The 20,267-nt window shown below is 39.6% G+C and carries 15 protein-coding genes; 11 read left to right on the top strand and 4 right to left on the bottom strand.

The window, feature by feature from the left end; all coding sequences use genetic code 11:
- Window positions 1-82 precede the first annotated feature (82 nt).
- The 4 genes from KZZ04_RS11325 to KZZ04_RS11310 all read left to right on the top strand — a co-directional run bounded on the left by KZZ04_RS11325 (window position 83) and on the right by KZZ04_RS11310 (window position 6,690).
- Window positions 83-1,441, top strand: a complete 1,359-nt coding sequence (locus KZZ04_RS11325; protein ID WP_219422777.1) for a TolC family protein — start codon at window positions 83-85, stop codon at window positions 1,439-1,441.
- On the top strand, window positions 1,441-2,940 hold the full coding sequence (locus KZZ04_RS11320) for an efflux RND transporter periplasmic adaptor subunit (protein ID WP_219422776.1): 1,500 nt from the start codon (window positions 1,441-1,443) through the stop codon (window positions 2,938-2,940). Before KZZ04_RS11325 ends, KZZ04_RS11320 begins: the two co-directional genes overlap by 1 nt.
- Window positions 2,937-6,056, top strand: a complete 3,120-nt coding sequence (locus KZZ04_RS11315) for an efflux RND transporter permease subunit (RefSeq protein ID WP_219422775.1) — start codon at window positions 2,937-2,939, stop codon at window positions 6,054-6,056. Before KZZ04_RS11320 ends, KZZ04_RS11315 begins: the two co-directional genes overlap by 4 nt.
- Before the next feature lie 178 nt (window positions 6,057-6,234).
- On the top strand, window positions 6,235-6,690 hold the full coding sequence (locus KZZ04_RS11310; protein ID WP_219422774.1) for a hypothetical protein: 456 nt from the start codon (window positions 6,235-6,237) through the stop codon (window positions 6,688-6,690).
- Window positions 6,691-6,755: 65 nt separating this feature from the next.
- Here KZZ04_RS11310 and ppx read toward each other — a convergent pair whose 3' ends face one another.
- The 3 genes from ppx to KZZ04_RS11295 all read right to left on the bottom strand — a co-directional run bounded on the left by ppx (window position 6,756) and on the right by KZZ04_RS11295 (window position 10,925).
- Window positions 6,756-8,243 carry an exopolyphosphatase gene (ppx, locus tag KZZ04_RS11305; protein ID WP_219422773.1) on the bottom strand — a complete coding sequence of 496 codons (1,488 nt, stop codon included), beginning with the start codon at window positions 8,241-8,243 and terminating at the stop codon, window positions 6,756-6,758.
- On the bottom strand, window positions 8,236-10,323 hold the full coding sequence (ppk1, locus tag KZZ04_RS11300) for a polyphosphate kinase 1 (protein WP_219422772.1): 2,088 nt from the start codon (window positions 10,321-10,323) through the stop codon (window positions 8,236-8,238). The genes ppx and ppk1 overlap by 8 nt, the downstream gene beginning before the upstream one ends.
- 95 nt (window positions 10,324-10,418) lie before the next feature.
- Complete coding sequence (locus KZZ04_RS11295) at window positions 10,419-10,925, bottom strand: glycine cleavage system protein R (protein ID WP_058403787.1); 507 nt, start codon at window positions 10,923-10,925, stop codon at window positions 10,419-10,421.
- Window positions 10,926-11,289: 364 nt separating this feature from the next.
- Here KZZ04_RS11295 and KZZ04_RS11290 point away from each other — a divergent pair, with 364 nt between their 5' ends.
- The 7 genes from KZZ04_RS11290 (at window position 11,290) to KZZ04_RS11260 (ending at window position 19,934) form a co-directional block, all read left to right on the top strand.
- On the top strand, window positions 11,290-13,524 hold the full coding sequence (locus tag KZZ04_RS11290) for an ABC transporter permease subunit (RefSeq protein WP_219422771.1): 2,235 nt from the start codon (window positions 11,290-11,292) through the stop codon (window positions 13,522-13,524).
- 15 nt (window positions 13,525-13,539) lie between these two features.
- A complete protein-coding gene (pstA, locus tag KZZ04_RS11285) occupies window positions 13,540-15,189 on the top strand; it encodes a phosphate ABC transporter permease PstA (RefSeq protein ID WP_219422770.1) in 1,650 nt (549 codons plus the stop codon).
- Window positions 15,190-15,216: 27 nt separating this feature from the next.
- A complete protein-coding gene (pstB, locus tag KZZ04_RS11280; RefSeq protein WP_006791197.1) occupies window positions 15,217-16,044 on the top strand; it encodes a phosphate ABC transporter ATP-binding protein PstB in 828 nt (275 codons plus the stop codon).
- A gap of 46 nt (window positions 16,045-16,090) precedes the next feature.
- Window positions 16,091-16,792, top strand: coding sequence for a phosphate signaling complex protein PhoU (gene phoU / locus KZZ04_RS11275; protein ID WP_058403784.1), 702 nt, complete (start codon window positions 16,091-16,093; stop codon window positions 16,790-16,792).
- Between the two features lie 144 nt (window positions 16,793-16,936).
- On the top strand, window positions 16,937-17,614 hold the full coding sequence (locus tag KZZ04_RS11270) for a TIGR00153 family protein (protein WP_058403783.1): 678 nt from the start codon (window positions 16,937-16,939) through the stop codon (window positions 17,612-17,614).
- Window positions 17,615-17,653: 39 nt separating this feature from the next.
- On the top strand, window positions 17,654-18,922 hold the full coding sequence (locus KZZ04_RS11265) for an inorganic phosphate transporter (protein WP_010556661.1): 1,269 nt from the start codon (window positions 17,654-17,656) through the stop codon (window positions 18,920-18,922).
- Between the two features lie 82 nt (window positions 18,923-19,004).
- Window positions 19,005-19,934, top strand: a complete 930-nt coding sequence (locus KZZ04_RS11260; RefSeq protein WP_058403782.1) for a hydrogen peroxide-inducible genes activator — start codon at window positions 19,005-19,007, stop codon at window positions 19,932-19,934.
- Between the two features lie 30 nt (window positions 19,935-19,964).
- On the opposite strand, the gene KZZ04_RS11255 is transcribed toward KZZ04_RS11260, so the two are convergent.
- Entirely contained in the window at window positions 19,965-20,177 is a 213-nt protein-coding gene (locus KZZ04_RS11255; protein WP_219422769.1) for a hypothetical protein, read from the bottom strand.
- Window positions 20,178-20,267: the final 90 nt, after the last annotated feature.

The following is a 20,267-nucleotide window of genomic DNA, read 5'->3' as shown; positions in this document are numbered from 1 at the left end:
TTAGTTTTCGTATTCGGTGCGGCTGATATAAACACCTTTCTTGCCAATTTAAATTTTTATTAATTTTTAAATGGAGCAAGCGATGAATTACGCTTTGAAAATAAACGCAGTGCTATGTTGTTTGACTTTGTTCAGCAGTGCGGCGAATACCCAAGAAGAAAACACAAAAGGCGCAACGGATAAGTATAACTCACAGAGAACGCTAAACTTATCTCACGCACTTAGTTATGCACTTGCAAATGATCCGTGGTTATCTGCAAGTCGCCACCAAGAGCAAGCCGTTATGGCGCAAAGTATTATGGCGGGCACTTTACCCGACCCAACACTCACGCTTGGTCTGATGAACTTACCAACAAATGGTTATGCGTTTGATCAAGAAGGGATGACTCAATTTAAAGTAAGTGTAAATCAAAAGTTTAGTCGCGGTGATAGCCTAGCACTCAAGCAAGCGTCACTTTTGCAGTCATCGCAGCAATACCCATGGCAGCGAGCTGATAGGTTAGCTCAGGTAAAAGCGATAGTTACCGAGTTTTGGCTAAAAGCTTATAGGGCACAGCGCAGTATTAACTTAATAGAGAAAGACAGAGAGTTATTTACTCAGCTTATTCAAATAACTGAGGCCAGCTACGCAAGTACACAGGGTAAGACACGCCAGCAAGATATTATTCGGGCCCAGTTAGAGCTTACCCGCTTAGAAGATAAGCTACTCACACTTGAGCAACAACTTCACAGTGCTAAAAATCGGCTAGCGCAATGGTTGCCCATAACAATGTTAGAAAAACCTTTAGATGGTAAATTTATAACCCCTCCCGCGCTTACTAATTTTAATACACTTGAATTTGGTCAACTTATACAATTACTTATGGCTCACCCAGCCATTGTAGCCATAGAGCAAAGTGTATTGGCCAAGCAAACACAAGTGCGCCTAGCTAAACAAAGCTACCAGCCACAGATAGGGGTTAATGTAGGGTATGGCTATCGAGCAGACACACCAATGGGCCAATCAAGGGCTGACTTACTTTCTGTGGGGGTTAGCATTGATCTACCTTTGTTTACAGATAATAGGCAAGACCAACAAGTTAAATCGGCTATATCGATTGCGGAGGCGACTAAAACACAAAAAAGAGTCGCTTTGCAAAAACTCAAAGGCATGTATTTTAAAGAATATAGCCAGCTATCTCAGTTACAAAAGCGAAATACACTATATCAAAATACGTTATTAGTACAAATGGCTGAGCAATCACAAGCAACCTTAAATGCTTATACGCGTGATGACGGTGACTTTTCTGATGTGATGCAAGCGCGTATTAGTGAGTTAAATGCCAAAATTGACGCGCTTAATATTCAAGTAGATAAACACATTATTATTGCACGGCTAAATTATTATATAAGCAGCTTAGACTCCCAAGTTATGGGCGAACTAGTAGGGGATTCAGCCTGATGAACGCTAATTTAAAACTATTAATTGCCGCTGTTGTGGGGGCAGGCTTTTGGGCTGGTCTTACGCAAATTACATTTAATGAAAAACCGGCAACTACCGAAAAACAACCCTTGTATTGGGTCGCACCCATGGACAGTAATTATAGGCGTGACGCTCCTGGCCTCTCTCCTATGGGGATGGATTTAGTACCTGTTTACGACGAAGCTAGCAATAGCGAAAGTGAAAAAGGGGTGGTTACTATTTCGCCAGTGGTAATTAATAATTTAGGGGTGAAAACCACAAAAGTGCAGTTAAAAGCACTGCAAAATAATATTAATACACTGGGGTATGTGCAATATAACCAAGATGAAATGACGCATATTCATCCTCGTGTAGAAGGGTGGCTTGAAAATTTATACGTAAAAGCGCAAGGCGATAAAATCAGCGCAGGCGAACCTTTGTATACCTTGTACTCACCGCAGCTGGTTAACGCACAAGAAGAGTTTTTATTGGCAGTAAATAGAAATAACAATGTGCTAATTCGTGCTGCAAAAGCACGATTAGAGTCGTTAAATGTATCTGCTGAATTTATCGAGCGCCTACAAAAAAATAAGCAAATAATGCAAAATATTACCTTTTATGCGCGTCAAAGTGGAATTGTTGATGAGCTGAATGTGCGAGAAGGTTTTTATGTAAAGCCAGGTACATCAATGATGAGCATTGCTCAACTTGATGAGGTATGGGTAGAAGCTGAAATATTTGAGCGCCAATCGTCGCTTATTAGTGTTGGCTTGCCGGTAACCATGACTCTTGATTATTTAAAGGGAAAAGAATGGCAAGGGCAGGTTGATTATATTTATCCTGCGCTCGATGCTCAAAATAGAACACTTCGGGTCAGGCTCCGGTTTGAAAATAAAGACCTTGAGCTAAAACCGAATATGTTTGCCCAGGTAGTTATTAATACAAAGGTGAGTAAGCCTCAGCTTGTAGTACCAAAAGAAGCTGTAATTCGTACGCAACATCAAAACCGTGTAGTTGTCGCATTAGGTGAAGGGCGCTTTAAATCTGTTGAAGTACAAGTAGGGCAAACAAACCTTGATGAAACGGTTATTTTGTCAGGTGTGATGGCAAACGAGAGTGTGGTCACATCGGCACAATTTTTAATAGATTCTGAGTCGAGCAAACGTTCAGACTTTAAGCGAATGGAGATGCCAGCAGCTCATGCGAGTAACGATGTTACCTCTCAAAATGCAACTGTAAATGGCGTTATAAATGCAATAGATGCACAAACGCGAGTTGTAAATATTAGCCGCGAAGCTATTCAAAAATGGAACAGAGGTCCAGCAACAATGAACTTTGTATTAGCATCGCATATAGAGGCTAGCTCTCTTGTGAAAGGCCAAACCATTAATTTCACATTTAGCATTATGAATGATGATTTTGTGATCACCGCTTTAAACCATGTTGAAATAATGGATCACTCCTCAATGCAACATATGATGGACGAGGAAGTAAAATGATTGCTGCTGTTATTCGCTGGTCTGTCTATAACCGGTTATTTATATTATTGCTTACATTAATTTTAGTGGGTGGTGGTGTGTTTGCCGTTAAAAATACGGCAGTAGATGCCTTGCCCGATTTATCGGATGTGCAAGTTATTGTAAAAACATCGTATCCGGGGCAAGCACCGCAGGTGGTACAAGACCAAGTAACCTTTGTGCTTACTACTGCAATGTTATCGGTACCAGGGGCAAAAACCGTAAGAGGTTTTTCATTTTTTGGCGACTCGTATGTTTATATTATTTTTGACGACAGCACCGATTTATATTGGGCACGTAGCCGAGTGCAAGAATACCTAACACAAGCTGCAAACCGTCTGCCTGAAGGCGCAACGCCAGAACTTGGACCCGATGCATCGGGCGTAGGTTGGATTTATTTATATGCATTGGTTGATAAAACAAATAAGCATGACATAAGTCAGCTAAGAAGCTTACAAGATTGGTTTTTAAAATTTGAATTACAAACCGTACCGGGTGTTTCTGAGGTTGCCTCTGTAGGGGGGATGGTTAAGCAGTATCAAGTAAATGTCGATCCTAATAAGTTACGTGCTTACGGCATTCCGTTGAGCCTTATTCAAACTGCAATAGAGCAAGGAAACCAAGAAACAGGTGCCTCTGTTATTGAAATGGCCGAAGCGGAATATATGGTTACCAGCACAGGTTACGTTAAAAGTGTTGCCGATTTAGAGGCTATTCCATTAGGTACTAATGCAAACGGTACCGCTTTGCAGTTACGCGATGTCGCAAATATTCGACTTGGTCCCCAGATACGGCGTGGCGTAAGTGATCTTAACGGTGAAGGCGAAGCTACCGGTGGCATTGTTGTTATGCGTTATGGTGAAAATGCACAAAAAACCATTGAACTGGTTAAGGCCAAGCTCGAATCGCTCAAAAAGGGACTGCCCGAGGGCGTTGAGATTATTCCTGTTTACGATCGCTCAAACTTAATTAACAACGCAATAAATAATCTGACTAGCAAACTTGTTGAAGAACTTGTTGTTGTAGCGCTTGTGTGTGTTGTGTTTTTGTTTCATGTACGCTCATCTTTGGTGGCTATTATTACTTTACCGCTGGGTATATTAACGGCGTTTATTGTAATGTATTGGCAAGGAATTAACGCTAACATTATGTCTTTGGGCGGGATTGCGATTGCCATAGGGGCAATGACCGATGGCGCCATAGTTATGATTGAAAATATGCATAAGCATATGGAAAAAACACCACTGACTGATCAAAACCGTTGGCAAGTCGTTATCAAAGCGACAAGCGAAGTAGGCCCTGCGCTGTTTTTTAGTTTATTAATTATTACCGTCAGTTTTTTGCCTGTCTTTATTTTAGAGGCGCAAGAAGGGCGAATGTTTTCACCTCTCGCTTACACTAAAACTTACGCTATGGCGGCCTCAGCAGGGTTAGCGATCACCTTAGTGCCTGTATTAATGGGCTATTTTATAAGAGGCAAAGTAATACCTGAAAATAAAAATCCCGTTAACCGGTTGCTTGTAGCGGCTTATCGCCCTTTGCTCAGCTGGGTGCTTAATTACCCAAAAACGACCTTAATATTTGCTTTAATTATGACCATGATTGGCTTTTACCCGCTGAACAAAATAGGTAGCGAGTTTATTCCACCACTTGATGAGGGGGATTTAATGTATATGCCCACTACATACCCTAGTATATCAATAGCTAAAGCTCGAGAGGTTTTGCAGCAAACAGATAAATTAATCGCAACCGTGCCGGAGGTTAAAACCGTATTTGGTAAAGTCGGAAGAGCCGAAACAGCCACCGATCCGGCCCCACTGACAATGATTGAAACGTTTATTCAACTCAAACCCAAAGACGAATGGCGAGAGGGAATGACACTTGAAAAACTCAAAGCCGAACTTGATGCATTAGTTACGTTTCCTGGTTTAACTAATGCGTGGGTTATGCCGATTAAAACACGCATAGACATGTTGGCAACCGGTATTAAAACCCCTGTAGGTATTAAAGTGGCAGGTCCGCAGTTAAGTGAAATCCAAAAAATTGGCGAGCAAATAGAAACACTACTTGCTGATATTGAAGGAACCGTCTCTGTTTACTCTGAACGAGTTGCAGGTGGACGCTACGTAAAAATTGATATAAATCGTGAAAAAGCAGCGCGTTATAATTTAAACATAAGCAATATACAGCAAGTTATAGCAACGGCTGTTGGCGGTAAAAATGTAACACAAACAATAGAGGGGCAGGCTCGTTATTCGGTTAACTTACGTTATCCGCAAGTTTTTAGAGATTCACCTGAAGCCCTTATGTTATTACCCATTGTGACGCCGCAGGGGCAGCACATTCTTCTTGGAGATGTTGCCGATGTATTTGTTGAAAATGGCCCCTCTGGCATTAAAAGTGAAAATGCACGTTTAAATGGTTGGGTTTATATTGATATAGATGGCGTAGATATTGGTCGCTATGTTGAAAGCGCGAGAGCCGTGCTAAATGAACGCTTGATATTGCCTCCAGGGTATTCTATTTCATGGGCTGGGCAGTATGAATATATGCAACGTGCAAAAGAGAAGCTCACCTACGTAGTGCCTCTTACCTTGGCCATTATTGTTGTGCTGCTCTATCTTAATTTTAAAAGCTTTGCTGAGGTAACTATTATTATGTGCACACTGCCATTGGCTATGATAGGGGGTGTATGGCTCATGTACCTTGAAGGCTTTAACTTTTCAGTCGCCGTAGGGGTCGGTTTTATTGCACTGGCTGGTGTCGCGGTAGAGATTGGGGTGATTATGCTGGTTTACTTAAATCAGGCATATCAAAACATGTGCTTAACAGCTAAGCGAGCTGATAAAGCACTTTCGTTAGCTCAGTTACAGCAAGCAATTATTGAAGGTGCCGGCTTACGTGTACGCCCTGTAATGATGACGGTGGCTACTATTGTTATTGGTTTATTACCTGTGCTTTATGGAACGGGTACCGGTAGTGAAGTAATGAGCCGAATTGCAGCGCCTATGGTGGGTGGAATGGCGAGCGCGATAGTATTGACCTTATTGGTTATTCCTGCGGTTTACTTATTATGGAGAAAAAAGGCTATTAAGTAACAGTGATAGGGTAATGACTTATCATTGCCCTATAAAAATTACCTATCGTTTGTAAGTTATTCTACTAATTTACATTTTAATTTGTCTATAAGGTTTAACCCATTGTTTTAAAGTGTATTTTTTGTTGGCATGATTCAAGCAACCCGTAACTTATCAGTTAACTAAGTAAGGAATGCACATGCAAGTTAAAACAATTAAAGAGGTATACGACTGGACTGTATTATTTCATACGCAAATGGCGGCTAATTTTTATAGCGTGAAACCAATACTTGATGAGCGTAATGCCATGCTGGTGGATTATTACCTTAATTACGAAAAAAAACTCGCTGAAGATTTAGTGGGGTTTAAAGCGATTACCGAAATTAACACGCTCGACACATTTTGCTATGAGTACTTCGCCAGCAACCCTGAACTTATTACGTTTAACTATATCAGCAAAGATAAACAGTTAGATGAAAAAGCAATTCAAAATTACTTATCGGGCCAGCATCAAAAAGTGATTGCGCTTTACGGTTACCTGCTTGAACGTTCAGAAACGGAACATGCTCAAGAGAAGCTAGCGCAGCTACTAGAGCTTGAAAAGCAAGGGCTTAAACAAATGATGCAAAGTACAAATCGTCATATGGATATGTAGTTACATCAGGGGAAGTAAAAACAAGCAGGGTATAAATGCCCTGCCATACACTTTTTTAAATTCTATTATGAGCAGCTAAGACTTATTCCGACCTTTTTTAAATAACGTTGTTCTAGTGCTAAGTCAGCGTCTAGCAATGTATGTTCTTGCAAATAGTTATCATGAAACTTAATGAAAAGCCCCGTGCTATTGGCGCTAATATCCATATTAGGCTGCTGGCTTGTTTGTCGCTTTTGATTAAATAAAATGGCTAATCGCAAAATAGTAACAAGCTTAATGACATGTTGCTGTGCGATAGTTGTAAACTCTGGTAGTTCATCTAATTTAATTTTTTTACGGTAAAATCGAATTAGCGAACTTAAAATGAGCTGTTCCTGCTGAGTAAAACCAGGAAGTTGACTGTTTGCCACAATATAGGCACTGTGCTTATTAATTCCTGAAGAGTTTATAGATAATCCAATCTCATGTAATTTTGCCGCCCAGGTTAAAAGTGCTGTGTCGTCATTATCATTAAGTTGCCATGCCTTACCAACTCGCTCGTAAATCCAAAGTGCTGTGTTTGCAACCTGTAAAGCATGCGGTTTATCAACTGTATATCGTTCACTTAAGTTATTAATTGTGTTGCTACGAATATCTTTATCAGCCAGCTTCTGCTGCATTTCGTGAAGTAATCCCTCTCTTAAAGAGAAGTCACTATACGTAAGTTCGCTAATCGAAAATTCTTTAAAAATAGCAATAAGAATGGCAAGCCCTCCACATAGGCTTTGCTGACGCTCAGGGGTTAACCCTTCAATACAGATATTATCGATGTGTTTAGCAGCAATACATTGTTGTTTAAGAGTAAGTAAATCCTCAATATTTATAAATGATTGTTGTGGATTTTGTGCATTCACCATGGTTAATATTGACTTTATAGTGCCCGACGTACCAATTACATTTTGCCAACCCTCGCGAATGTAGTTAGCATAAATAACTTCGATTTCTTGTTCTGCTTTTGTTTCAGCTCGATTAAAGCGCTTGGCTGTAATAGCTCCGTCACTAAAAAATTGTTTTGTGTAGCTAACACAACCCATATTTCGACTAGTAAGCAGCTTATGCTTAAAGTGTTTGCCAATAATAAGTTCGGTACTGCCTCCGCCAATATCGATAATAAGGCGGTTTTCTTCATTATGAATATAATGAGCCACACCCTGATAAATAAGCCTAGCTTCTTCTTGCCCGGGGATCACGTCAATATGAAATGGAAAAACGTTACTTGCTTGGGTTAAAAAGGCATGAATATTTTTGGCGCGCCTAAAAGTGTAAGTCGCAGCTACTTTTACATTACTAGAAGGAAAGTCTTCAAGTGTATTTGCAAACTGTTTAAGTACACGTAGCGCACGGTCTATCGCATCTTGGTTTAGCCTTAATTTATCGTCTAGGCCATCAGCTAAATAAACACGTTGTTTCTCTTTATGCAAAATTTGCAATGTGCCATCCACTTCGCGCGCAACGACCAAGTGAAAGCTATTCGAACCTAGATCGACGGCTGCTATTGATGGATGATTATTCATTATTATAGTTACTTTCCCATTTTTTTAGGTGGTCGTAAATTGCAATCTGTGAGCGAATTTTTCTTCTGTTACCGCGCCTAACATAGGTGTTTTTTTGCTCGCTATCGATTAGCCGAGCTTTGGTACGGTCTTTAAATTGTAGCTCTAAAATATCGATAATGAGTTGTTTTAATTTATCATTTAAAATTGGCACGCCTACTTCAACACGTTGATCAAGGTTACGTGTCATCCAGTCGGCAGACGAAATATATACTTTATCGTCACCGTTATTACCAAACACCATGACTCTAGGGTGCTCTAAAAAGCGATCAACAATACTGATCACCTTTATGTTTTCGCTGAAGCGAGGCACCCCAGATATTAATGAGCACATACCCCGTACAATAATTCGAATCTTTACACCACGACGACCAGCATAATAAAGCTTATCTACAAGTTGCTTATCAACTAAGTTATTTACTTTAATTGTTATTCTTCCTGCAAAACCATCTTCAACATGCTTTATTTCTTTATCAATCAGATCAAGTAATGTGTCGCGGGCATTGACAGGGGAGATCATTAAATATTCAAAATTAAAGGGTTTATAGCTGCTTTCTATAAATTTAAATACGCTATCGCACTCTTCACAAATGCCGTTATGCTTAGTGAAAAGGCTAAAGTCGGTATAAATTTTAGCTGTTTTTTCATGAAAGTTTCCGGTACCAATATGAGCATATTTAACTATTTTGTTTTTTTCTTTACGGTGAATAACACACAGTTTGCTATGTACTTTTAGTGCAGGTATACCAAAAATAACTTTTATTCCCGCGCTGCTCAGTACTTTAGCCCATTCAATATTGTTCTGTTCATCAAAGCGTGCTTTGAGCTCAACCATTACGGTCACGCTTTTGTCGTTTTTAGCGGCATTAATGAGTAAAGAAATAAGCCGGGACTTGCTCGCAACACGATAAATATTTACTTTTATTTGCGTTACCATAGGATCAAATGCGGCTTGGCGAACATATTCTAATAAATGATTAAACGTGTGGTATGGGTAGTAAAGTAATATATCCTGCTCGCTTATTGCGTCAAATACACTGCTATGTTTATTAAAAGCAGTACTTTGTATCGCTGTGAGTGGTTTGTTTTCAAGGTATTGGCGACCGACATTAGGAAAAGCAATAAAATCTCTAAAGTTGCGGTAGCGACCTGCAGGTATCAACGCATCATGATGACTCACATTTAAACGTTTTTTCATCACTTTTAACATACTTTCGGGTATGCTTTCGTCGTAAACAAGGCGTACAGGCTCTGCATAAATACGTTGCTTGAGTCCTTTCGACATTTTATCTAGCAGGCCTTCTTCTAGTTCGTCGTCTAAGTTGTATTCGGCATCTCTGGTGAGTTTTATTGCATGACCTTGAATTTTATCAAAATGAAAAAAGTTACTAAAAACATCATTTAAAAAGTATGAAATAACATCATCAAGCATGACAATAGTTTTACGACGACGTGTTTTTTCAGGCGGTAATATAATAAAACGAGGAACACGGTCTGTGGGTACTTCAAGCATAGCGTAGTGGCTTTTTTCGTCACTCATTTCAATAAACAAGTAGGTCATGGTGTCGTTTATGTAATCGGAGTAATCTTTATTTTCATTAAGTAAAATAGGCGATATATGCTGTAAAACTGTGTCATGAAAATACGTTTTTAGCCAATTGAGGTGAAACTCTGTTAATTTTTCGGGGCGGTCAACATGGATATTATGAGTGGTTAAATCGTTTAAAATTTGTTGATGTATTAGGTTAAATTTTTTGCCTAGTTGCAATACTTTTTGCTGAATTTGACTTAATAAAGCTTCATCTTCTTCAAAGTTAGCATCGGGGAGTTTGTTTAATAAAATACGGCGTTTAACATCGGCAACACGCACTCTAAAAAATTCATCAAGGTTATTAGAAAATATCCCTAAAAAGCGCATGCGTTCAATTATTGGATTGTTTTTGTCTTTAGCCTCTTGCAGTACGCGCTCGTTAAATGACAGCCAACTAAGCTCTTTGGCAAAGTATTCAATAGTTTGAGTGTGTTCTATGTGGGCATTCATCGTATATTCCATTATCTAACGCTAAATGAAATATAAAACAATTTAATGACATTAAAATGACATGCGTGTCACTTGTATGACACGCAATATAAGAATTACGCTTCTTCTGTATCTACTATCAAGTCGCTGGTTATTGATTCAAGCGCATCAATAACTTCGTCTTTATCCATTCCGTTAGGTAAGGCAACAGTTGCAACAGCGCTAAAAATAGGGACTCCCCAGTTGGGAGCGCTTTGTTGTCTTGAATTTAAATGAGTAATGCTTGCCCCTTTGTGTCGTATTACGCTTGCAAGCTCTTGGACAATACCAGGGCGATCGTTCCCTGTGATAACTAAATTGATTTGTTCACGTGGTGAAGGTTCGATTTCAGTATTGCCAGCTTCAATACGTACTTCAAGTTTTGGTAAAGCGCTCAGCGCATTTTGCAGTTCCTGAAAATGCTCTTCGGCAACTTCTAGCTGAATAATGCCTGCAAAATGACCTAATAAATGGCTAAGATTACTACATAACCAGTTGCCATGATTTTTTAAAACTACCGATGAAATATCTTCTACTAAGCCTGGACGATCCTTTCCTAAAATAGTTATTACCAACTGCTTCATAAATTGTGCCTCTCTTTAGCCTGAAGAATGTAAATGCGTAGGCATTAAATAAAGTTATGTTTTGATGCTATCGCGCTATTATAAATTTATGATTTTATTGTACTAATGATTAATTTAACGTGAATGAAAAAGGTAAGCGCATTCCTTAATTTACCATTTGAGTATTAACCTCGTTAAATGCTTTGTCCAATTATTTTTGTTATTTAGTTTCTCTGTTAAACACCTTATTTTCATCTTAATTAATACAATAATATATTCCACCTTAGATATACCTTTAATTAAAGTGCTTATTATGACCGTTGTAACATTACTGTCATCTTGATGAAATATAATTTATGGAACGTTAAGATTTAAAGGTGTTTTGATGACTTCCAATCCGAATAAACCGTCTTTTAATACGGATCGAAGCCGTCTATTTAAAGACAGGTTTGCCAAATTTGGCATAACCGCCGGTGGAGTAATGGTATTAATAGCGCTGTTGTTAATATTTTTCTACCTTCTTTATGTAGTACAGCCAATTTTTGAGTCGGCTAAAGTTGAAAAGCGCGACAGTTTCACTGTAAGTAACGCAGATCAAATCGTTGGCTTAGGTGTTGAAGAGCAAACCGAAGTTGCTTATTTGCTTAGCCAGCAAGGCCAAGTTGATTTTTACAATGTAGAAAAAGCACGTTTTGGTAAAAAACTTAAAACACTTAATGTTGCTATTCCAAGTGAAGTAACAAGCTTTGCAACTAGCGCACCGTTTCAAGGCCAATACGCATATGGTTTAGAAAACGGCACTGTGATGGTGGTTGTACCTAAGTTTTTAGTTACCTTTCCAAATAACGAACGTAAATTAACGCCCCGAGTTGATTACCCCCTTGGTGAAATGGCGTTAGAAGTTGACGCTCAAGGCGCTGCAATTAAACGTTTTGCGTTTACTCATTATGAAGATAAAACGGCGGTTGTTGCATTAACCGCAGATAAGCGTGTTTTATTTAGCAGTTTTGTTGCCGAAGAAAACATGTTTACGGGTGAAGTTGAGTGGGTTGTTGAGAGAACAGAGCTTGATATTGAAGGCCGTGTAGATGAGCTTTTAATTTCGCCAGATACAACACGTACGTTTATTCGTTCAGCTAATCAAATTTACGTTTATGACACGCGCGACCCAAGTGAAGTAGAGCAAATTCAATTATTATCAGCTAATGAAGAAAGCGCTAATATAGTGTCGGCTCAGTTACTAGCGGGTGCAAACTCATTAATGCTTGCTAACGATAACGGCGAAGTATCGCAGTGGTTTGAAGTAAACACAGATATTGGCCGTCAGTTTCAAAAAATTCGTGCGTTTGAAACAACTAAACAAAGTAAATTAAATATATTTACAGAATTTTATCGTCGTACTTTTTTCACTACTAGTAGTAACGGTGAGCTGGGTGTTTACTACACAACAAGCGAAGCTAAGTTGTGGCAAGGTAAAGTAAGTGAAGGCGAAATTAAACACTTTGCAATTGCACCGCGCTCAAATGCAGCGTTAATTTTAGCGGATGGCAAGTTAACGGTATTAGAAGTTCACAACGAGCACCCTGAAGTAACCTGGTCTGCGTTATGGCAAGAAGTATGGTACGAAGGTTACCCAGAGCCTGCATATATTTGGCAATCAACTTCTGCAAGTGATGACTTTGAATCTAAGTTTTCGCTTGTACCTATTTCGTTCGGTACAATTAAAGCGGCTTTTTACGCCATGCTATTTGCAGTACCTATTGCGATTTCGTCGGCAATTTACACTGCGTATTTTATGTCGAGTGGGTTACGTAAAGTTGTAAAGCCAACCGTTGAAATAATGGAAGCACTTCCTACTGTTATTTTGGGCTTTTTAGCGGGTCTTTGGTTAGCCCCATTAATTGAAGAGCACTTACCTGCAATTGTTGGCTTACTCATTTTATTACCTGTGGGTATTTTAGGTTCAGCACTTGCTTGGACAAAATTACCAGCGAGTATTCGCCATAAAATACCTGAAGGGTCTCATTCAATTATTTTGATTCCTGTTGTATTAGTGGTTGGTTGGTTATCGTTTGCGATGAGCGAAACAGTAGAGCTGTGGATGTTTGACGGGAATGTACGTCAGTATCTAACAAACGAGTTAGGCATGACATTTGACCAACGTAATTCATTGGTAGTCGGTATAGCAATGGGTTTTGCAGTGGTGCCTACTATCTTCTCTATTGCGGAAGACGCTGTATTTAGCGTACCTAAGCACTTATCAAATGGTTCACTAGCATTGGGTGCAACTCAATGGCAAACACTAGTTCGTGTTGTGCTGTTAACTGCAAGCCCTGGTATATTTTCTGCGGTAATGATGGGCCTTGGCCGTGCCGTGGGCGAAACCATGATTGTACTCATGGCAACAGGTAACACACCGATTATGGACTGGAGTATTTTCCAAGGCATGAGAACGCTGGCGGCTAATATTGCGGTAGAAATGCCTGAATCAGAAGTAGGTAGCTCGCATTACAGAATATTGTTTTTAGCAGCCTTTGTACTATTCATATTCACCTTTGTATTTAACACGTTAGCTGAGTTTGTTCGTCAGCAGTTACGTGAAAAATACAGCTCAATGTAAGTGGAGAGACACGACATGGTAAAGCAGTGGTTTAAGTCTGGTTCTCCTTGGATTTGGATGACCGGCGGTGCAGTGAGCATCAGCTTGATTTCGGTTTTAGGTATATTAGCAATGATAGCCTGGAAGGGATTGAGTTTTTTCTGGCCTTCTCAAGTTGTACAGTTTGAGCTTGAAGGCTCAATTGCAAAGCAAACCGTTATTGGTGAAGTTTACGACCGTGAACTCGTACCTAAAGAGCGTTTGGCAGCAACAGGTGTTGATGTTTCAGCATTTGATAAAGAAGAATTTGAACGCTTACTTATTAAAACAGGTAACCGTGAATACGTAGATTTAGATTTTCGTTGGATACTTGAAACCGACATAAAAGCAAAGTCTACACCCGCTACGCTTGCAGTATTTGAACGTAGCAAAAATGGTAACTTTTACGGCTATGTAGAAAGTGTATTTAAAGATGGTAAACCAGTAGAGGGTGATAAAGTTGATGCTTTATATGACCTTGTTGAGCGTGCTGTAGATTTAAACGATGAAGCATTGGATTTACAAAATGGCGATATAGGTCATATTAACTATGAACTTGAGCGTCTACGTTTAAAAGAGAAAAGCTACCTACTTGACAACCAGTTAACAGATGAACGTGTTGCAGATCTTGCAAAAATGCGCGCAGAATTACGTGCAGAGTACGGCGAACTTGAAAAAGAGTTATTTGCACTGCGTAAACAGGCTAAGCGCGACCATGTTACGGTAAAAGATATGCGCGGCGAAATAGTCACGATCCCAATGTATCAAGTACTGGATGTGTGGTTTCCGAACGACATGGGCTTTTTTGCAAAGCTAGGTCATTACTTTGGTCAATTAGGCAAGTTTGTATCTGACGATCCACGCGAAGCAAATACTGAAGGGGGTGTATTCCCTGCTATATTTGGTACTGTATTTATGGTTATGTTGATGGCCGTGATAGTTACGCCGTTTGGTGTTGTTGCTGCTATTTACTTGCACGAATACGCGGCTAAAAATGCGGTCACAAAAATGATTCGTATCGCGGTAATCAACTTGGCGGGTGTACCTTCCATTGTTTATGGTGTATTCGGTTTAGGCTTTTTTGTATACATGCTTGGTGGCAGTATTGACCAGTTGTTTTACCCAGAGTCTTCACCAACGCCAGTATTTGGCACACCGGGTGTAATGTGGTCTGCATTAACATTGGCAATACTAACTTTACCCGTTGTTATTGTATCTACGGAAGAAGGTTTATCACGTATTCCAAGCACTGTGCGTGACGGTTCGTTGGCATTGGGTGCAACTAAAGTTGAAACCCTATGGCGTATCGTAATTCCAATGGCAAGCCCTGCAATTATGACGGGTTTAATACTGGCTGTTGCACGTGCAGCAGGCGAAGTTGCGCCACTGATGTTGGTAGGTGTTGTTAAAATGGCACCCACGTTACCACTAGACGGCAACTTTCCGTATTTTCACTTAGACAGAAAGTTCATGCACTTAGGCTTTCATATTTACGATGTTGGCTTCCAAAGCCCGAATGTTGAAGCGGCACGTCCGCTGGTATATGCAACGGCATTTTTACTTGTGTCGGTTATCATTACACTCAATATAACGGCCATTGGTATACGTAACCATTTACGTGAAAAATTCAGATCGCTTGAACACTAATTAGTAAAGATTTAATAGGTAACAAACATGATTACAGTCGCTCCAAAAGTAAACCAAGCCAATTTGGGCATGAAGTTAGATTTAGACAATTTAACAGACGAGCAAAAAGCGTTAGAGATTAAAGATCTCGATCTTTACTATGGTGATAAACAAGCGCTTAGTAAAGTTAATATGAACATTCCAAAAGGCCAAGTAACGGCGTTTATCGGCCCATCTGGTTGTGGTAAATCAACATTACTGCGTTGTATTAACCGAATGAATGACTTAGTTGATATTTGTCGAATTGAAGGTGAAATACTCCTTCATGGGCAAAATATTTACGATAAAAATGTAGATGTTGCGGCGCTTCGCCGTAACGTGGGAATGGTGTTTCAGCGCCCAAATCCATTTCCAAAATCGATTTATGAAAATGTAGTCTATGGTCTACGCTTACAGGGCATTAAAGAAAAGCGTAAGTTAGACGAAGTAGTAGAGCAGTCATTACGTGGCGCAGCTTTATGGGATGAAGTAAAAGATAGATTACACGACAGTGCCTTTGGTTTATCAGGCGGTCAGCAACAGCGTTTAGTGATTGCTCGTTCTATTGCGATAGAGCCTGAGGTTTTATTGTTAGATGAACCAACGTCGGCACTTGATCCAATTTCTACTTTAGTTATTGAAGAGTTAATTAACGATTTAAAGAACAAATTTACCGTTGTTATTGTTACGCATAACATGCAACAAGCAGCGCGAGTATCTGACCAAACAGCCTTTATGTACATGGGTGAGCTGATTGAGTACTCAGATACAAATACCTTATTTACAACACCAACGAAGAAAAAGACTGAAGATTATATTACAGGTCGTTACGGCTAAATAATTAACAGTACTGTGTTGTACAAGATTTAGAGAGAAGGTAATTATGGAACATAATATTAATAAGCATATTTCTGGCCGCTTTAATCAAGAGCTTGAAAATGTTCGTAACCATGTACTAAGCATGGGTGGATTAGTTGAACAGCAACTAAGTAGTGCACTTGATGCGGTAAGCACAAATGATGCAGAACTTGCAGAAAAAGTGCGTCAAAACGACTACAAAGTTAATGCCATGGAAGTGAGTATTGACGAAGAATGTACGCGTATTATTGCGCGTCGCCAGCCCGCGGCAAGCGATTTACGTTTGGTGATTGCTATTGCAAAAACCATTGCTGACTTAGAGCGTATTGGTGATGAAGCTGAGCGTATTGCAAAAGTGGCTCTTGATTCCTTCACTAAAGATCAACAAGATTTGTTGGTGAATATTGAAAATATGGGTCGTCAGGTTCTAAAAATGTTGCATGATGTACTTGATGCGTTTGCACGCATGGATGTGCAACGCGCATTTGAAGTACACAAAGAAGATGCTAAAGTTGATCGTGAATATGAAGCAATAACACGTCAAATTATGACATACATGATGGAAGATCCACGTTCAATTCCAAAAATTATGGATTTAGTTTGGTCAGTGCGTTCATTAGAGCGAATTGGTGACCGCTGTCAGAACATTGCCGAGTACATTATCTACTTTGTAAATGGTAAAGATATTCGCCATATATCACAGGAAGATATTGAAAAATCGCTTTAAAGTTCATTAGCGCATTTTTAACAAAGCGGCTATAGGCCGCTTTGTTTATTTAGCTATAAGTTAAATAATAAAAACCGTTCACAATTGTTGTGAATACTGTAAAATCGCATGTTGCACGCATGTAATTTGATTAAAGGGTCAGTTATGCCTACAAACGCGTTTTTAGGAGTTTTTGCAAAATCTCCTTTCAAACCAATGGAAGATCACATCAAAAAAGTTCATCAAGCGAGTAAAGCTTTGATACCTTTTTTTAATCACGTTTTTAAAGAAGAGTGGACACAAGCAGAAGAGCTTCGTATTACTATTCGTAATTTAGAGCGTGAAGCCGATGACATGAAAAGAGACATACGTTTACAGTTACCACGCGGTTTATTTATGCCGGTAGAACGTACAGATCTGCTCGAATTAGTAACTCAACAAGACAAAATTGCAAATAAAGCAAAAGACATTGCTGGACGTGTAATCGGTCGTGAAATGACCATACCAGCAGTCATGCAAGCTGATTTCTTGGCTTACTTAACTCGTTGTGTAGATGCAACTAAACAAGCATCTAAAGCGATAAACGAGTTAGAAGAGCTATTAGAAACAGGCTTTAAAGGTCGCGAAGTGACCTTAGTAGAAAAAATGCTCGTTGAATTGGATGCAATAGAACAAGACACGGATGACATGCAAATTAAAGTACGCCGCCAACTACGTGAAGTAGAAGGTGAGCTTAATCCTGTAGATGTAATGTTTTTATACAGCATTATTGAATGGGTTGGCGAGCTTGCAGATATTGCAGAGCGCGTAGGATCACGTCTTGAGCTGATGTTAGCTCGTTAATTTAAAATCAGTTCAAACACGAAAGATTAAGGTTATACAATGGATATCATTGCATCTTACGGCACGGTATTAGTTTTAATTGCCGCGGCTGTTGGTTTTTTCATGGCTTATGGTATTGGCGCGAACGACGTTGCGAACGCCATGGGTACATCTGTAGGTTCAAAAGCATTAACAATTAAACAAGCTATTTTAATAGCCATGGTTTTTGAGTTTGCTGGTGCTTATTTAGCAGGGGGTGAAGTTACATCAACTATTCGTAAAGGAATAATTGATGCTGCACCGTTTGCAAACATTCCTGAACTGATGGTACTAGGTATGATTGCCGCATTATTTGCTGCGGGTTCATGGCTATTAATCGCTTCATTCTTAGGTTGGCCAGTATCAACAACTCACTCTATTATTGGTGCAATCATTGGTTTTGCGCTAGTTGCAGTGGGTACAGAAGCAATCCAGTGGAATAAAGTAGGCGGTATTGTGGGAAGCTGGATCATTACACCAGCGATATCCGGCTTTATTGCGTACCTAATATTCATGAGCGCACAAAAGCTTATATTTGATACCGATGCACCATTAAAGAACGCTAAGCGCTACGTACCAATCTACATGGGTTTAGCCGGTTTTATCATGGCTTTAGTTACGATCAAAAAAGGTTTAAAGCACGTTGGTATTAACCTAGGTTCTGTTGAAGGCTACGCGCTTTCAATTGGTGTTGCAGTGGTTGTTGCCATTATTGGTAAAATTGCTATCTCTCGCTTAAACATCGACCCTAAAGCTGACAAGCAAATGCAATTTAATAACGTAGAAAAAGTGTTTGCGGTATTAATGGTACTAACGGCTTGTTGTATGGCATTTGCTCACGGGTCTAACGACGTTGCTAATGCAATTGGTCCACTAGCTGCTGTTGTAAACATTGTTGAAAACAATGGTGAAATTGCTAAGAAAGCAGCGATTGCTTGGTGGATTCTTCCTCTAGGTGGTTTTGGTATTGTTGCAGGTCTTGCTATTTTAGGTAAAAAAGTAATTAAAACAATTGGTGAAGGCATTACACATTTAACGCCTAGCCGTGGTTTTGCTGCAGAACTTGCCGCTGCCTCTACTGTTGTTATTGCATCAGGAACTGGTATGCCAATATCTACTACTCAAACCTTAGTGGGTGCGGTATTAGGTGTAGGTATGGCGCGTGGTATTGGTGCACTTAACATGAGCGTTATCAGAAACATTGTAGTTTCTTGGGTAATAACGTTGCCAGTTGGTGCTGCCCTTGCTATTGTTATCTTCTACGTACTGAGAACCGCATTTGGGGTTTAACAAAAAAGTACTAAAAGACTTTTAGCTTGAAAAGATCTCAATGCCCTAGGTATTGGGGTCTTTTTATTTGTGGAAAGAAAAAATGACCAATCTTCCGAGTATTAAACAGCTTCAGTATTTACTTGCTGTTCATCAGCACCAGCACTTTGGCCGCGCAGCCAGTGCCTGTTTTATTGGCCAGTCGACACTCAGCAGTGCCATTCAAAACCTTGAAGAAACGCTAGGTTGTCAACTTATTGAGCGTGAAAACCGAAGCCTTATGTTTACAAGCATAGGAGAAGAGGTTGTTGAGCGTTCACGAAAAATAATCAATGACACTATCAGCCTAAAAGAGCTTACAAAAAGTTTTTTAACGCCGCTTAGCGGGAAATTAACCGTTGGCGTGATCCCGACTATTGCTAGCTTTATTGCTGCGCCTTTGTATCATTTTTGCCAGCAAACTTTTTGTGAATTAGAGTTGGTATTAATTGAAGATACCAGCGATAAGTTATTGGATAAGTTAGAGCATGGACACATTGATTTAGCGTTATTGGCACTACCGTATGCAACCGATAAGTTTCATACTCAAATTTTAGCGAAAGATCATTTTAGTCTGGTGCACCATAAAGATTATATGCCAGCAAAGGGTGTAGAAGACTTTAATTTATTACCAGATGCCAGTGTGTTTTTGTTAGAGCGAGAGCACTGTATGACGGGTCACGCGCTGAGTGCGTGCCATTTAAACCGCTCTAGTTGTATTAACCCATTTGAAGCGGCAAGCTTGCATACGTTACTCAGTATGGTTGAACACCAGCTCGGGGTGACCTTTTTACCACAAATGGCAATTAATGCCGGTATTTTAGATAATAAACAGATGGTAGCCACGCCTTCACAAAGCGATGCCTATCGCGATATTGGTATTCTCTGGCGAAAAACAACAGGACGTATTCGCGATTTTAAATTGTTTAGCCAGCAGCTTGAGGTGTTTTTACAGCACCAATGTAGTTTAAACTTTAATGAGCCAGACAAATAAAATTAACCGCTATTAAAAAGTTAAAGCAGCCTACAATGGCTGCTTTTGACGTTCAACGTGGCTTTCAAATGGTTCCAGTTCAGGTAAAAAAAGTAAGTAAATCCATACCACTACATTAAAGTAGGGTATGCACCCTAATGCAGTAAACACCTTAACGGGGTAACCTTTTAAACTTGCATACCTGTAACATTGGTAAGCAATAATAAAGTGAATGATCAGTAATAATATAACTAGTTGCGCCATACCTTCCTCCCTAAAACCCTTGTAGCTTAAAATTAACGATGTGTTGCTAGTGGGTAATGTCATGTTTATACAGTGTAATCCTTTAAATTA

The organism is Pseudoalteromonas sp. CR1 (assembly GCF_019392235.1).
GTDB lineage: Bacteria > Pseudomonadota > Gammaproteobacteria > Enterobacterales > Alteromonadaceae > Pseudoalteromonas.
Note: the sequence above shows the minus strand (reverse complement) of the source record. Positions and strands in the feature narration are given on the sequence as shown.

Coding starts and splice junctions, on each gene's coding strand:
- KZZ04_RS11325 (WP_219422777.1), top strand. CDS start 83: ATGAATTACGCTTTGAAAATAAACGCAGTGCTATGTTGTTTGACTTTG.
- KZZ04_RS11255 (WP_219422769.1), bottom strand. CDS start 20,177: ATGGCGCAACTAGTTATATTATTACTGATCATTCACTTTATTATTGCT.
- ppk1 (WP_219422772.1), bottom strand. CDS start 10,323: ATGAATGCCCACATAGAACACACTCAAACTATTGAATACTTTGCCAAA.
- KZZ04_RS11295 (WP_058403787.1), bottom strand. CDS start 10,925: ATGAAGCAGTTGGTAATAACTATTTTAGGAAAGGATCGTCCAGGCTTA.
- KZZ04_RS11315 (WP_219422775.1), top strand. CDS start 2,937: ATGATTGCTGCTGTTATTCGCTGGTCTGTCTATAACCGGTTATTTATA.
- KZZ04_RS11260 (WP_058403782.1), top strand. CDS start 19,005: ATGACCAATCTTCCGAGTATTAAACAGCTTCAGTATTTACTTGCTGTT.
- KZZ04_RS11290 (WP_219422771.1), top strand. CDS start 11,290: ATGACTTCCAATCCGAATAAACCGTCTTTTAATACGGATCGAAGCCGT.
- ppx (WP_219422773.1), bottom strand. CDS start 8,243: ATGAATAATCATCCATCAATAGCAGCCGTCGATCTAGGTTCGAATAGC.
- KZZ04_RS11320 (WP_219422776.1), top strand. CDS start 1,441: ATGAACGCTAATTTAAAACTATTAATTGCCGCTGTTGTGGGGGCAGGC.
- pstB (WP_006791197.1), top strand. CDS start 15,217: ATGATTACAGTCGCTCCAAAAGTAAACCAAGCCAATTTGGGCATGAAG.
- phoU (WP_058403784.1), top strand. CDS start 16,091: ATGGAACATAATATTAATAAGCATATTTCTGGCCGCTTTAATCAAGAG.
- KZZ04_RS11310 (WP_219422774.1), top strand. CDS start 6,235: ATGCAAGTTAAAACAATTAAAGAGGTATACGACTGGACTGTATTATTT.
- KZZ04_RS11265 (WP_010556661.1), top strand. CDS start 17,654: ATGGATATCATTGCATCTTACGGCACGGTATTAGTTTTAATTGCCGCG.
- KZZ04_RS11270 (WP_058403783.1), top strand. CDS start 16,937: ATGCCTACAAACGCGTTTTTAGGAGTTTTTGCAAAATCTCCTTTCAAA.
- pstA (WP_219422770.1), top strand. CDS start 13,540: ATGGTAAAGCAGTGGTTTAAGTCTGGTTCTCCTTGGATTTGGATGACC.